This window comes from Hymenobacter sp. YIM 151500-1 (assembly GCF_025979885.1).
Classification (GTDB): Bacteria; Bacteroidota; Bacteroidia; order Cytophagales; family Hymenobacteraceae; genus Hymenobacter.
In genome coordinates, this window is record NZ_CP110139.1 from 4782082 (window position 1) to 4796340 (window position 14259).

The window sequence follows — 14259 nt, forward strand, 5'->3', positions numbered from 1 at the left end:
GCAAAGGTAGGTTGTTAGGGACTTAGGGTCTTGGGGGCTTAGGGTCTTGGGGGCTTAGGGTCTTAGTTGACGTGCAATCAAAGCTGACCTCCTGAGCCTGCGAACCGAAGGAAGGCGAAGCCAAGGACTTAATGACCACTGAACGGCTAACAGCAGCACATTAGTTGAAACAACGATTCGTCCAGCTGTCAGAAGGGCCTCCGGCTACGGCATCAGGATGATAGTTATAGTCGAACAAAACTAAGACCCTAAGCCCCCAAGACCCTAACAACCTACCTTTGCCCTATGCCTTTTCTGCACCGTCCCCAGGTTCATAAGCTTGCTGCTCTGACCGGCCACCGCGACTGTGTGTATGCGCTGGCGGGTATGCCGGGGGCGGGTGCCTTTTACTCGGCGGGGGCCGATGGCCTGGTGGCAGCGTGGAGCACCAATGAGCCGGAGCGCGACGGGGAACTGGTGGCTAAAGTCGACAACTCGGTGTACGCCCTGCTGCACCTGCCCGCGGCCGGCCTGCTGGTGCTGGGCCACAACTTTCAGGGCGTGCAGGCTATTGACTTAGAAGCCCGAAAGCTGGCCTACGCCACGGCTTTGCCACCCGTTCCCATCTTTGACCTTGTAGCAGATATAGCCCGGCAGCGCCTGTACGCGGCCCTCGGCGACGGTACGCTGGCGGTGCTGCGCCTGGCTGATTTTCAGGTGGAAACCTTGCTACGCTTGTCCGACAAAAGCCTGCGCTGCCTGGCCCTGCACGAAACCCGCGGCGAGCTGGCCGTGGGCGGCTCCGACTGGCGCGTGCGCATCCTCGACGCCGACACACTCACGGTAAAGCACGTGGTGGAGGGCGCCACCAACTCGGTATTCACGGCCGCTTACTCGCCCGACGGCCACTACCTGCTCACGGCCGGGCGCGACGCCCACCTGCGCGCCTGGGACGTGGAGGCCGGCTACCAGGAGCACCGCACGCTGGTGGCACACATGTTTACCATCAACCACCTGGCCTTCTCGCCCGATGGCAGCCTGCTGGCTACGTGTAGCATGGACAAAAGCATTAAGCTCTGGGATGCGGCTACGCTGGACCTGCTGCGGGTGGTAGACCGGGCCCGCCACGCCGGCCACGGCACCTCGGTAAACAAGTTATTTTGGCCGGCCCAGCAGAATCGGCTAGTTTCGTGTAGCGACGACCGAACCCTGGCCGTGTGGCAGCTGAGTGCCGAGTAGGAGCTGAAGTGCGAGGCCCGCGGCCAACATCAGCGCCGCCCTGCTCCGTTGTACTACCGTTCTGCTGCTTGTGCCCGCCCAGGGCGCGTCGTACGCCCGCTTCTTTACCCCAGTGCCATGAAAATTACCGCCCTCGATATCCGGCAGAAAACCTTCGAAAAAGCCTTTCGAGGATTAGATAAAGACGAAGTGCAGGCCTTCCTGCTTACTCTCTCTCAGCAGTGGGAGCGGATGGGCGACGAAAACCGGGAGCTGCGCCTCAAGCTCGACCACGCCACCCAGGAAGTAAGCAAGATGCGCGAGGTGGAAACCAGCCTCTACCGCACCCTGAAAACCGCCGAAGACACCGGCAACAGCATCACCGAGCAGGCCCAGCGCGACGCCCAGCTGCGCATCCGCGAAGCCCAGCTCCAGGCCGAGCAGCTCCTGGCCGACGCCCGCCAGAAAGCCCGCTCCGTAGTGGAAGAAGCCTACCAGCAGGCCGAGCGCACCGTGGCCGACATGCAGAAAGAGGTGAACGGCCTGGGCCAGGAGTGCCAGCGCCTCGAAAACGTGCTCGACGGCCTCGTGCGCGACCTGCACCACCTGGCCGCCGACGCCCTGGAAAAAGTGGAAAAGGCCCGCGCCCGCCCCAAAGCCAGCACGGCGGCCATCCTTTCGCGGGCAGCCAGCGTAAAGGTAAACCGGACCGATGCTCGGGACGATTCACCTAAAACTGCCGCTTCCATGCACGTTCATACGCCTGCTTCCGCCTCGGCTGCTGCTGTAGCTTCGGCTCCTGTTGCCTCGCCTTCCTCTTTCGCGCCCCGCGAAGCCGCCCCAGAGCGGACCGCCGCTGCCAGCCTGGCGCCGCAGCCCACCGGTTACAACCCCAAGCCTGGCCAGCAGCCCGATCCGGGCGCCCCGGCCCGCACCACTGGTCCGGAGATTGAGCGGCCCGGTGGCCCGGCCGAGAATCCGGGCATTTCTCCCGCCCCGCACGTCGATCCAGTGGCTCCCACGCACGTGCCCGACCCCACCGGACCCCGCATCGAGCCCACCGCTCCCGATATTCAGCCCATCGGCCCCGGCCACCCCGAAATCACCCAGCCCTCGCCGGCCACTCATCCGGGGTTGTCGGCCGCCAGCCTGGGCGAGAAGTCGTTTTTCGACGAGATATAAACCCTGAAAAAAGTAGCTCACACTGTACCCGCATCGGCCAGCGTTTTGGCTGGTGCGGGTATGTTTTTTAGAGCTGGAAAGTGGTGAGCGGCGCGGTTCTGGAAAAGACCTAGTAGGTTGCGGCCTCATTTGACGCTACACCGCATGGGCCAGATTGCGCTGGAAGGAATGGAGTTTTTCGCGTTCCACGGCTATTACGACGAGGAGCAGAAAATCGGCAATAAATACGGCGTCGACCTCTACATCGACACCGACCTGCACGCGGCGGCTGCCTCCGACCAGCTGCGCGAAACCGTGAACTACGAGGTGCTGTACCGCGTGGTGGCCGAAGAAATGCGCGCCCCGGCCCGCCTGCTAGAGCACCTCGGCCACCGCGTCATGGACCGGGTGCTGGAGGAGTTTCCCTATATCCAGGGCGTGCAGGTCATCGTGTCGAAGTTCAACCCCCCGCTGGGCGGCATCTGCCAGCGTGCCCGCGTCACGCTTGCGCGGCGGCGCTAACTGTATCCTACTACTTCTACTTCAGGATTGAAATGAGGCGCCGGTAAGTATAGCACCCTGCTAGCCGGTTCAGTCTGCCCAACGACACCGCTTTGTAGCTACTGGTGTGCCTGATTAGCGGGAGCTTGCCTATCATTGTGCGTAGCATCGGACTATAGATGTGCAGCTATTTAGTTACCGTGCTGTCTATATTGTAAGTTGAAAGACAGCAACTTACTCAACCGTTTTAATATCATACGAAATAAATCGTAGATATTCCTTGCTTCTACGAATCAGTTCGTATATGTTTGATATACGAACTGATTCGTAGGGTTTGGCTGGACGCTTCTCGACCGGGGAGAAGCGGTGCAGCAGCCACGGCGGTTCGGGGACTCACTGTACTTTTTCGTTTTTTCTATGAGTAAACCGTCCATTCCTAAGCCTACCGATTCGGAGCTGGAGATTTTGCAGGTGCTGTGGCAGCACGGCCCCAGCACGGTCCGGTTCGTGAACGACGAGCTGAGCCGCCGCCGCGACGTGGGCTACACCACCACGCTCAAGCTCTTACAGCTCATGCTGGAGAAAGGCCTCGTGCTACGGGCCGAGGACAGCAAAACCCACGTGTACCGCGCCGCCGTGCGCGAGGAAGAAACCCAAGGGCTGCTGCTCGACCGGTTTGTGGAGTCCACGTTTGGGGGCTCGGCCATGAAGCTGGTCATGCAGGCCCTGGGCAACCGCCGCACTTCCCGCGAGGAACTGGCCCAAATCCGGCGCCTGCTCAATGACATCGAGATTAAAAACGATTCAACTCCACCCTCAACCCCCGACGCTCCATGAACTGGCTTGAACACGTATTGCCGCCGGCCCTGGTGCGGGCCCTGGGCTGGACCCTGGTTCACTCGCTCTGGCAGGGCGCCGTGGTAGCCCTGGCCCTGGCCGGGCTGCTGCTGGTGCTGCGCCGCCACCGCGCTACGGTGCGCTACACGGCTTCGGCGGTGGCGCTGGTACTGCTGCTGGGACTGGCCGCCGCCACCTTCGCGCGGTACTACCTGGCGCATCCCACCCCCGATACGTCCGACCAGGCCATGGCCGGATTTCTGGTGGGCGACGAAGCCGCCGTGCGCGCCGATGGCATTGTGCCGGTGGCTATGACCGAAGCTGCGGTGGCGGAGCTCAATGCCGAAGCAGTACTAACCGTTGACCCCGAGCCAACCGGCCTACGCAGCTGGCTGGCCTACTTCGACAACAACCTGCCGGTGCTGGTGGCGGCCTGGCTGCTGGGTTTGCTGGCCATGACCCTGCGCCTGCTGGGCGGCCTGGCCTACGTGCAGCGCCTGCGCCGCTACCGGGTGCAGCCCCTGGCCGCCGAGTGGCAGGAGCGCCTGGCGGTACTGGCCGACCGGGCAGGCCTGAAGCAGCCCGTGGAGCTGCTGGAATCGGCGCTGGTGCGGGTGCCGGTAGTGGTGGGCTACCTGCGGCCGGTGGTGCTGCTGCCCCTGGGCACGGTGTCGGGGCTGAGCACGGCCTATCTGGAAGCTATTCTGGCCCACGAGCTGGCCCACGTGCAACGCCGCGACTACGTTCTGAACCTGGTGCAGTCGGTAGCTGAGACGCTGTTTTTCTACCACCCCGCCGTGTGGTTTATCACGGCCTGCCTGCGCACCGAGCGCGAAAACTGCTGCGACGACATAGCTACCAGCCTGGTGGGCGGCAACCCGCTCACCGTGGCCCGCGCCCTGGCTGCCCTGGCCGAGCTGAGCGCCGCGCCCGAGACGCCGACCCAGCTGGCGCTGTCGGCGCTGGGGCCCGACGGCTCGGTGCTGGGCCGCATCCGGCGGCTGGTGCAGGGCCGCACGGCCCCCACGTTTTCGGAAGGCGTGCTGGCGGCTTGCGTAGTGCTGGGCGGGCTGGTGCTGCTGACCTCGGCCGTGGCCCTGGCCGACCCGCGCCCCGCTTCGCCCGAGGCTTCCACCGACGAGGGTACCCTGGCCCGCCTGCCCTTCCTGGAAACTCAGTCCGCCGCCGACACCACCAAGCGCAACACCACGGCCGCTCCCGCGGCTCCGGCGCCCCTCATGCCCAAAACGCCGGCCGTGGTGGAGTCGGATGCGGCCGTGCGAGTGCAAACCGACGACGACGGCCCGCGCCGGAACAAGCGCAACGCTTCTGCCCAGCAGCCGATGATTATCGTCAACCCCGGCACCCACCGGGGCGGGGCGGGTACCGTAGTCATCGAGAAAGACAAAAAAGGCCGCGTAACCAATCTGACGGTGAATGGCCAGCCAGTGGAAGCCGCCAGCAGCCGGAAAAAAGGCAAGGGCGGCAGCCGGGTCGAAGTGGTGCAGGTGCCCGACTACCGCGGCGGCTGGGCCAACGACTTCTCCAGCTTCGACTTCCACTTCAACCCGGACGTTGCGCAGGAATTCAACTTCCGGGGCTCGGGGATAGACAAGGCGGAAGTAGCACGTATGCGGGAGCAGGTGCGGAAAAGCATGGCCGATGCTCGGCTGCGCATGAAAGAAAACGCCCTGCGCTTCCGGAAAGGCAACGGGCAAACTTGGTCCCTGAGCTCCCTCGAGACTGACGTGCAGCGAAAAGCACTGGTGGAAGCCGAACGCGCCCTGCAAAACACGCTCAAAGACGAAAACCTGAGCGAAGAGGCGCGTGAGCAAATACAGGAGCAACTAGAGGAGCTGCGCGAGGAGAGAAGTGAGTTGCGGGAACGGTTTCGGGAAGACCTGGAGGAGCAGGTACGGGAGGCAGAAGAGGAGCTGCATGACCAGCAGACGCGCCGCCACGACGAAGAGATGCAGGAACACGCCCGGCAAATGCAGCGCCACGCCGAAGACATGCGCCGCCTGGAAAACGAAGGCCACCACGAAGACGATGATGCCACGGCCGTGCTTACCCGGCAGCTGCGCCAGGATGGGCTGATTACGGATGAGGAAAACTTTCAGTTCAGCCTCAGCCCCGTGCAAATGACCGTCAACGGCAAAAAGCAGCCCACTGCCACCCGCGACAAATACCTGCGTCTGTGGGAAAGCAAGTCGGGAAGCAAGCTGACCAAGGGCTCCATCAACATCAACCGTCAGTCGTCGGGCCGCCGTACGGGCTCGATGCCCGCCCCGCTGCGGCCCCTGCGCCCGGCCCGGCCCGCCAGACCCGCCCGGCCCAGTATAGTCCCGGCTCCGCCGGCCTCGCCCGCGCCACCGGCTCCCGTTGCCCCCCCGGCTCCGCCCGCGCCGCCGCGCATGGACACCGACGAAATTAGGGAGCAGCTGCGCAAAGACGGGCTGGTTGGAGCCTCGGACAAAAGCTTTCAGTTTCAGCTAAACGATGATGGGCTGGTTGTGAACGGCCAAAAGCAGCCGGCTGCCCTGGCCGACAAGTACCGGCGCCTGTTGGATGCCCCGGATGCCAAAGGCAGCCGCCGCAGCCGCAACATTCAGATTTCAGTAAGCGAATAGGCGACATGGCCCGGCCGCTGCCACCGCGGCGGCCGGGTTTTTGTAGCGGCGCCCGGCCCCACGAGGCAACGGTGGGTACCCCACCTGCATCTTTGGCGCAACCTACCCTGCTGCACGCCGCCGGGGACGCTGGCTTGCAGTCGGATTATGACCTTTTGCACTATTTTCTCTTTAAATTATTCTACGATTTGAATCACTTCTCCTCTAGTTGTTTTGCGCCGATGCGTACCGTGTTGTGTATGATGGGCTGGCTGTGGCTGGCCGGTGCCGGGTTGGCCCACGGCCAAACAGCTCCGGCAGCCGCCAAGCCCGCGGCGCCCACCCTGGCTCCCAAGCGGCAGCTGCAAGCCGTGCGCACGGCCACGGCCCCTAAGATTGACGGGCAGCTCGACGAAGCCGTGTGGCAGACGGCCCCGGTGGCTGACCACTTCATTGAGCAGCAGCCCACGCCCGGCCGCCCCGAAAAGCACCCCACCGAAGTGCGCGTGCTCTACGACGACGAAAACCTCTACATCGGGGCCCGGATGCAGGACGTCAGCCAGGACTCGATTCTGCGGGAGCTGAGCCAGCGCGACGACATCGGCAACTCCGACTGGTTTGGGGTGTTTCTGGACACCTACCACGACCGGCTAAACGGATACGGCTTTATCGTGACGCCGGGCGGCGTGCAGGTGGACTCGCGCTACTCGCCGGCCGCCGGCGAGGACGGGGCCTGGAACGCAGTGTGGGAGTCGCGCACACAGGTGAACGAGCGGGAGTGGGTGGCCGAGCTGCGCATTCCGTACTCGGCCATTCGGTTTGCCAAGGCGCCTGAGCAGCTTTGGGGAGTAAACTTCGGGCGGCAGCGCCGCAGCACCCGCCAATCGTTTTGGTGGAACGAGGTGAAGCCCGAGGTAGATGGCTTTGTGAACCAGTGGGGCGAGCTGCAGGGGCTGCAAAACCTGGTGCCGCCCCTGCGCCTCTCGCTCACGCCCTACGTGGGGTACTACCTCAACCACTACCCCTACAATCAGCCCGACCAGCGCAACACCAGCACCAGCATCACGGGCGGCGCCGATGTGAAGTGGGGCATCAACGAAAGCTTCACCCTCGACGCCACCCTGGTGCCCGACTTCGGCCAGGTTATCAGCGACAACCAGGTGCTCAACCTCTCGCCCTTCGAAGTGCAGTTCCAGGAAAACCGGCAGTTTTTCACTGAAGGCACCGAGCTGTTCAACAAGGGCAACATCTTCTACTCGCGGCGGGTGGGTGCCACGCCCATCGGCTTCTACGGCGTGCAGGGCCAGCTGAATCCGGGCGAGGAAGTAGTGAAGAATCCGTCGGTAACGCGGCTGATCAACGCCACCAAAATATCGGGGCGTACCAGCAAGGGCCTGGGCGTGGGCATATTCAACGCTATCAGCAACAACGAGTACGCCACCGTGCGCCACGAAGGCACCCGTGAGGAACGGGACATTCTGACCCAGCCCCTGACCAACTACAACATCGTGGTGCTGGACCAGTCGCTCAAGAACAACTCTTTCGCCTCCCTCATCAACACCAACGTGACGCGCCAGGGCACCACCTACGACGCCAACGTGACCGGCGGGCTATTGCGCCTGGCCAACAAGAAAAACACCCACGCCCTGGATGTGCGCGGCTTTTATTCGCGCCGGCGCGGGCAGCTCTTCAACTCCGAAAGGCGGGTGGATGACCAGGACGGCTACAAATACTACGTGAACTACGGCAAGATTTCCGGCAAATTCACCTGGAACGTGGACCACGGCATCGAGTCGCACACCTACAACCCCAACGACCTGGGCCTGCTGTTCGCCAACAACTCCATCGAGCAGTCCGTCAACTTCGGCTACAACATCTACTCGCCTTTCTGGAAGGTGAACCGCCTGAACACGTACTGGGGCGCCAGCTACCAGCTCCTGGAAAAGCCCACCCGCTACCAGGAGGCCTTTCTGTACTGGGGCGGCAGCACCACCTTCACCAAAAATTTTCTTTCCACGTGGATCAACTTCGACCTCGCGCCCACCACGCGCGACTTTTTCGACCCGCGCGTAGAGCCGATTGGGCGCTACTTCGTGCGGCAGCCGGGCAACTTCGGCATAAACGGCGGCATGTCGTCGGACTACCGCAAGAAGCTGGCCTACGACGTGTACTACGGAACCCGCTTCTTCGGCCCCGATAGCCGGGTGGTGGGCGGCGACGTCCGCCGGGGCCGGCGCAACCTGGCGCTGACCGTGGCTCCTCGCTACCGGGTCAACAACCACCTCAATTTCCGCTATGAAGCCAGCTACCAGCTTAATCTGAACCAGATTGGCTACGCTGGCGGCCTCGACTCGATGAGCTACCCGCTGGACCGGCCGTTTATGAAGAACTTCAACGGCGACGTGTTGCTGGGGCGGCGGCGCGTGTCCACCGTCACCAACACGCTGAACGCGGGCTACACCTTCACCAACAACCTGTCGTTTACCATCCGGGCCCGCCACTACATGAGCCACGTGCGCTACCGCGACTTCAGCCGCCTGCGCCCCAACGGCGAGGAAGAAGCCACCGATTACCAGCGCAACCGCAACACCACCTTCAACGCCTTCAACGTGGACGCCTTCCTGACCTGGTGGTTTGCGCCCGGCTCCCAGGTATCGGTGGTGTGGAAGAACTCGACGGCCTCGTTTCTGCAAGCCGAAGAAGCCCTGCCGCAGTATTTCAGCAATTTCAACAACACCATCAACACCCCGCACAACAACTCCGTGTCGGTGCGGGTGCTTTATTTCCTCGACTACCTCATGCTCAAGCCTAAGCGGAAGTTGTGATGTAGTGTGAAGTTAGTAGTTCGCGTATCGGCCGAGTTGTCAGAACGGGTATCGTTGGGATGGCCCGCCAATACGCGAACTACACAACTCCTACTACACCTGCCCACATCCGAAAGCGCCCCGCCGGAACCATCCGGCGGGGCGCCTTCAGATGTGGGGAAACGGAGCTAGACTTTCAAAACCTTGAAGGCGGCGGATTTAGTGGAGGCGGGGGCAGGACTTTCCAGCACTTCAAACCCGCACTTGCCGAGGCGGCGCAGGTTGCTGGCGTACACGCCCGTGAGTGTGTCGCGGGTCTTGCGCAGGGTGGGCAGCAGGATGGCAAGCTGTTAGCGCTGCTCATAAGGGTTTTCAGGTCTTTTTCCATCCGGTCGATTAAGGCCTGCATCTTGGCGGTAGTGTCTACAGGTGAAGGCTGCTAGCTGGCGGGCGAAAGCAGTCAGGCAAGCCGTGAGCCGCAACGGAGAATACTCTATCTTAAGGCAAGTTATTGCTAGTGCTATTTCCTGTTCTATGTCCCACTACTCCTCTGCCCTGATTGAATGGCACTTCCGGGGCCACTGCTATACGCCCTTGCACGTGCACTACGCTCTGCGCCAGCCCACCGCCCATACCGGCCAGGTCAGCGCCGAGGTGCGGCTAGCGGGGGTAGACCTCTGGCTGGCCGGCCCCGACCTGCACGGCCCGCCCGCGCAGGAGGTCTACGACTACATGCTCGACCACTACACCCAGCGCAGCTCCCTGGTGCTGGTGCGCCGCCCCACGGGCCAGCCGCTGCGCCGCTTAGCCGTAGAGGATGCCTACTGTACGGGTCTGGTAGAGCACTTCGAGCCCGGCAACGCGGCGGGCTGGCCGGCGCTGGTACTAAAGCTGCACCTCTCGCCCGAGGCCCTGCGCATCAACGAGGTCAAGGTTGAGGCCTTTACCCTGCTGCCGGGCCAGTCCACGCCCCAGCAGCGGGAGCGGGCCCGCACCCCGCCCCAGGAGCTGCCCCCCTCCGCCACTCTGGCCGCCCACTTGCGCCAGGCCGCCTTCACGGGCCTACCCATCCCCGCCCCGGCCGGGCCCACCCACCGCCTAGCCGAGTTGCCGGAGGAGGAGCTGCTGCACACCATGCAACGCCACGGCCTGCCCCCAATGGGCGTCTCGTTGTCGTACTTGCCTTCCGATGAGACACTACGCGCGCTGACGGTGGAATTCGGCGTTGAGTTTGCCGTCATCTACACGCTGGGGCCAAGCAAACGGAAGGGGCACTATACCTTGTATGCGGGTGATGAAGACAGTGTTAGGTTAAATAAAGACCCGAATGAATATCTTCTTAAGCATACTCATCCACGCGGTACTCCTCAGCCGAGTGAGCACGATATTAGGTACTTAAAAGAGCAACAAGCCGTAGGGTCTCGACAGGTTAAATCGGTTATCCTGCCACTTGGCAAAGCCAAAATAAACTTTACAAAAGACTCTCCTTTCATTCCTTCGCAACCGCAGTAACACTATGGATTTGTTAGAAAAAATTGAGCGCAACCGCCATTATTGGGAGGAACCCTCTAAATATGTGTTGGTCAAAACTGTCGACGCTGCTTCTGCTCAGCATGAATATCAACAGTATCTTATTATGGAAGCTGATGATAGACGCTATGTCTTAATCAATGATAATGCTTTAGCGAAGGCAATCATTGAACGCATGATTATGGCCGGTTGCACTATTTATGAAAACATGAAAACCTATGACCAAGCCGTGCCACTAAAGCCAAAGCCCACGGAGTTCAAGCCGTGGTGGTAACCTAGCCTGGCAACGTACAGAACTGGCCGGCGCTGGTGCTCCGGCTGCACCTTTCGCCCGAGACCCTGCGCATCAACGGCGTCCAGGTCGAGGCCTTTACCCTGCTGCCGGGCAAGCCCACGCCTCAGTAGTGAGAATGGGCCCGCACCCTGGCCGTAGAACCGCCCTTTTACGGCCCATCTGCATCAGGCTACTCTTATGTGTACATTTTGCGCCCTTTGGTAGGGTTGGTACGTACCGCTTGGCTGAACCAACAAAGGAAGAACATAATGCACATTGCCGCCGTCACCCTCGTGGTCCGCGACTACGACGAAGCCATACAGTTCTACACCCGGCAGCTCGGCTTCGACTTACTGGAAGATACTGACTTAGGTGAGGGAAAGCGGTGGGTACGGGTGGCGCCCGGTGGGCAGGAGCCAGCCCTGTTGCTAGCCCAGGCCGCCACTGCCGAGCAAGCCGCCTGCATTGGCCGCCAAACCGGGAGCCGCGTCAGCTTCTTCCTCCACACCGACGACTTTGCCCGTGACTATGCCCGGATGCAGGCCCGCGGCGTACAGTTTCTGGAGCAGCCCCGCTACGAAAGCTACGGCACCGTGGTCGTGTTCCAGGACCTCTACGGCAACCAGTGGGACTTGCTGGAGCCTGCCCGTTGAACAAGCATGTAACGCGAAGTTTCACTTCGCGAGGCGTCCGCGCCGTTGGGAGCCGCATCCAGGCGGTATCGTTCTTGCATCTCGCGAAGTGAAATTTCGCGTTACATGCTTGGGCCGTTCTGTACAAGGCCATTCAACGGCCGAGTGCGTGCGACGCGCCCCTACAGCCGTAGCAGCTCCTCGGCGGCACTGAAGGCGGACTGGCGGCCTTCCTGTACGCGCTGCTGCACCTCGGCCAGGCGGGCCTGCACTTCGGGGCGGGCGTAGAAGCGGGTTTCCAGGGCTTCGCGGATGGTTTCGTGCAGCCAGTGCAGGTGCTGCTCCTGGCGGCGGCGCTGGAAGTAGCCGCTCTGCTGGGTGTGCTGCACGTACTGCTCCACCACCTGCCACACCTCGGGCACACCAGCGCCGGTGAGGGCCGACGACGTGGTAACAACGGGACTCCACTGACTGGGGGCCAATGGGAACAGGTGCAGGGCGTTCTGGTACTCGCGGCGGGCCCGGCGGGCGGGCACTTCGTTGGGGCCATCGGCTTTGGTGATGGTCACGGCGTCGGCCATTTCCATGATGCCTTTCTTGATGCCTTGTAGCTCGTCGCCGGCCCCGGCCAGCATCAAAAGCAGAAAGAAATCCACCATGCCGTGCACGGCGGTTTCGCTCTGGCCCACGCCCACGGTTTCGATGAAGATGACGTTGTGGCCGGCGGCTTCGCAGAGCACCAGAGCCTCGCGGGTGCTGCGCGTGACGCCGCCCAGGCTGCGGCCGGCCGGGGAGGGGCGGATGTAGGCCTGGGGATGGGCCGCCAGCTGATTCATGCGGGTTTTGTCGCCGAGGATGCTGCCGCCGCTGCGCTGGGAGGTGGGGTCCACGGCCAGCACGGCCAGGCGCTTGCCCTGCTCCTGCACCAGATGCAGGCCCAGGGCTTCGATAAACGTGCTTTTGCCCACACCCGGCACGCCCGTGATGCCCACCCGCACCGAGCGCCCGGCGTGGGGCAGCACCGCGTCGAGCACCTGCTGGGCCAGCTCCTGGTCGGTGGACAGGGTGCTTTCCACCAGCGTAATGGCTCGGCTCAGCACTACCCGGTTGCCGGCCAGGATGCCCTCACTATATTCGGAAGCGGAAAAGCGTTTGGGCACGAAGCGTTGGAAAATGTGGCGCAAGCTTTAGCTTGCGCCGTGCGCCGAAATAGAAAAAAACCGTTGCAAAGGGTTTGCAGACAGCTACCGGCGCAAGCTAAAGCTTACGCCACATTTTTCGCCATGAAACACTGTGTACTATTGCTGGCGGCTGCGCTAAGCCTACCGCTCACGCTGCGCGCCCAAAACGAGCTGAGCAACTTCACGGCCACCGGCCGCGGGGGCGTGGCCACCACCTTCGCCACCGACTACCAGGCCATCGGCATCAACCCCGCCAACCTGGGCCGGGTGGGCGGAGCCAAGGTGGCCTTCACCATTGGCGAGTTTGGGGTGGGAGCGGGGTCCCAGTCCCTGGAGCGGCGGCAGCTGAACCGTCTGCTGTTTCAGCGTAAAGAAACCCTGACGCCAGACGGCAAGCGGGAGCTGGCCCGCGCCTTTACCTCCGACAACGCCCTGAACCTGAACGCCGACGCCACCACCCTGGCCGTGGCCGTGCAGCTGCCCGTGGTGGGCGGCGTGGCCGTGAGCCACCGGGTGCGCACCACGGCCCACGTGGGCCTCAACCAGAACGCCGCCGAAATTGCCTTTCTCGGCCGCAACGCCCCCATCTACACCAGCGCCTCAGCCGGCAATGTGCCCCTGGTGACGGAAGCCCTGGCCGGCACCGACCTGCAGTTTGCCCTGCTCAACGAGTTCAACCTGGCCTGGGGCACCCGCCTCATCGACCAGTCGTTGTTTCAGCTGTCGGCCGGGGCGGGCTACCGGTACGTGCAGGGCGTGGGCATCATCGACATCCGGGTGCAGCCGGGCAGCCTGCGGGCCTACACGGCTATGTCGCCGGTGTTTGATATCGACTACGGCTCGGTGATGAACAACCCCGGCTTCAACTTCCGGGCCCGCGCCGACGGCCTGCAACCCGTGGGCCGCGGCCACGGCTTCGACCTGGGCCTGGCCGTGGAGGCCGGCAAAGCCCTGCGTCTGGGCCTGGCCCTCACCGACCTGGGCCACATGACCTGGGAAGGCAACCTGCTCACGGCCAACGACCAGAAGCTCAAACGCCTGAACTCGGAAGGCATCGGCAGCTACAACTTCATCCGGGAAGTGGCCGACATCTTCGCCTCCGGCACCGACAGCCTGTTTCAGTACACGCCCGGCCAGGAGCGCCGCGCCAGCCTGCCTACCAAGCTGCGCACCGGCGTGGGTGTGCGCGTAAGCGAGTTTTTCGAGGCCGGCCTCGACGTAACCGTGCCCCTGAACACGGTGGCCGGCAACCTGCCCACCACCTTCGTGGGCGTCGGCGTCGACTACAAGCCCACCAGCTGGGTGCGTCTCAGCTCCGGCCTCAGCGGCGGCGCCGGCTACGGCCTGAGCGTACCCCTGGGCTTCACCATCACCAATCCCATCTACGAAATCGGCATCAGCACCCGCGACGTAGCCGGCCTGCTCACCTCCAAAAATCCCTACCTGTCCGTGGCCGCCGGGTTTCTGCGGTTTAAGCTGGGCGGGAAGACAGAATGAGGCCTCACCCCCCGGCCCCCTCTCCCGCGGAGAGGG

The 14259-nt window shown here is 62.9% G+C and carries 11 protein-coding genes; 10 read left to right on the plus strand and 1 reads right to left on the minus strand.

Annotation, left to right across the window (positions count from 1 at the left end; genetic code table 11):
* The first annotated feature begins 285 nt into the window (after positions 1–285).
* The 9 genes from OIS53_RS19770 to OIS53_RS19810 all read left to right on the plus strand — a co-directional run bounded on the left by OIS53_RS19770 (position 286) and on the right by OIS53_RS19810 (position 11566).
* On the plus strand, positions 286–1218 hold the full coding sequence (locus OIS53_RS19770; RefSeq protein WP_264680305.1) for a WD40 repeat domain-containing protein: 933 nt from the start codon (positions 286–288) through the stop codon (positions 1216–1218).
* Positions 1219–1335: 117 nt separating this feature from the next.
* Entirely contained in the window at positions 1336–2379 is a 1044-nt protein-coding gene (locus OIS53_RS19775) for a DivIVA domain-containing protein (protein ID WP_264680306.1), read from the plus strand.
* A gap of 144 nt (positions 2380–2523) precedes the next feature.
* Positions 2524–2880, plus strand: coding sequence for a dihydroneopterin aldolase (gene folB, locus OIS53_RS19780; protein ID WP_264682403.1), 357 nt, complete (start codon positions 2524–2526; stop codon positions 2878–2880).
* A 396-nt stretch (positions 2881–3276) separates the two neighbouring features.
* Entirely contained in the window at positions 3277–3696 is a 420-nt protein-coding gene (locus OIS53_RS19785) for a BlaI/MecI/CopY family transcriptional regulator (protein WP_264680307.1), read from the plus strand.
* Positions 3693–6326 carry a M56 family metallopeptidase gene (locus OIS53_RS19790; RefSeq protein WP_264680308.1) on the plus strand — a complete coding sequence of 878 codons (2634 nt, stop codon included), beginning with the start codon at positions 3693–3695 and terminating at the stop codon, positions 6324–6326. Before OIS53_RS19785 ends, OIS53_RS19790 begins: the two co-directional genes overlap by 4 nt.
* A 221-nt stretch (positions 6327–6547) precedes the next feature.
* Complete coding sequence (locus tag OIS53_RS19795) at positions 6548–9130, plus strand: carbohydrate binding family 9 domain-containing protein (RefSeq protein ID WP_264680309.1); 2583 nt, start codon at positions 6548–6550, stop codon at positions 9128–9130.
* Between the two features lie 513 nt (positions 9131–9643).
* Positions 9644–10621, plus strand: coding sequence for a type VI secretion system tube protein TssD (gene tssD, locus OIS53_RS19800; RefSeq protein WP_264680310.1), 978 nt, complete (start codon positions 9644–9646; stop codon positions 10619–10621).
* A 4-nt stretch (positions 10622–10625) separates the two neighbouring features.
* Positions 10626–10913 carry a hypothetical protein gene (locus tag OIS53_RS19805; protein ID WP_264680311.1) on the plus strand — a complete coding sequence of 96 codons (288 nt, stop codon included), beginning with the start codon at positions 10626–10628 and terminating at the stop codon, positions 10911–10913.
* A gap of 269 nt (positions 10914–11182) precedes the next feature.
* Positions 11183–11566, plus strand: a complete 384-nt coding sequence (locus tag OIS53_RS19810; RefSeq protein ID WP_264680312.1) for a VOC family protein — start codon at positions 11183–11185, stop codon at positions 11564–11566.
* 161 nt (positions 11567–11727) lie between these two features.
* Here OIS53_RS19810 and meaB read toward each other — a convergent pair whose 3' ends face one another.
* On the minus strand, positions 11728–12705 hold the full coding sequence (meaB, locus tag OIS53_RS19815) for a methylmalonyl Co-A mutase-associated GTPase MeaB (RefSeq protein WP_264680313.1): 978 nt from the start codon (positions 12703–12705) through the stop codon (positions 11728–11730).
* A 123-nt stretch (positions 12706–12828) separates the two neighbouring features.
* Here meaB and OIS53_RS19820 point away from each other — a divergent pair, with 123 nt between their 5' ends.
* Entirely contained in the window at positions 12829–14223 is a 1395-nt protein-coding gene (locus OIS53_RS19820; RefSeq protein WP_264680314.1) for a DUF5723 family protein, read from the plus strand.
* Positions 14224–14259: the final 36 nt, after the last annotated feature.

Coding starts and splice junctions, on each gene's coding strand:
- OIS53_RS19770 (WP_264680305.1), top strand. CDS start 286: ATGCCTTTTCTGCACCGTCCCCAGGTTCATAAGCTTGCTGCTCTGACC.
- OIS53_RS19775 (WP_264680306.1), top strand. CDS start 1,336: ATGAAAATTACCGCCCTCGATATCCGGCAGAAAACCTTCGAAAAAGCC.
- folB (WP_264682403.1), top strand. CDS start 2,524: ATGGGCCAGATTGCGCTGGAAGGAATGGAGTTTTTCGCGTTCCACGGC.
- OIS53_RS19785 (WP_264680307.1), top strand. CDS start 3,277: ATGAGTAAACCGTCCATTCCTAAGCCTACCGATTCGGAGCTGGAGATT.
- OIS53_RS19790 (WP_264680308.1), top strand. CDS start 3,693: ATGAACTGGCTTGAACACGTATTGCCGCCGGCCCTGGTGCGGGCCCTG.
- OIS53_RS19795 (WP_264680309.1), top strand. CDS start 6,548: ATGCGTACCGTGTTGTGTATGATGGGCTGGCTGTGGCTGGCCGGTGCC.
- tssD (WP_264680310.1), top strand. CDS start 9,644: ATGTCCCACTACTCCTCTGCCCTGATTGAATGGCACTTCCGGGGCCAC.
- OIS53_RS19805 (WP_264680311.1), top strand. CDS start 10,626: ATGGATTTGTTAGAAAAAATTGAGCGCAACCGCCATTATTGGGAGGAA.
- OIS53_RS19810 (WP_264680312.1), top strand. CDS start 11,183: ATGCACATTGCCGCCGTCACCCTCGTGGTCCGCGACTACGACGAAGCC.
- OIS53_RS19820 (WP_264680314.1), top strand. CDS start 12,829: ATGAAACACTGTGTACTATTGCTGGCGGCTGCGCTAAGCCTACCGCTC.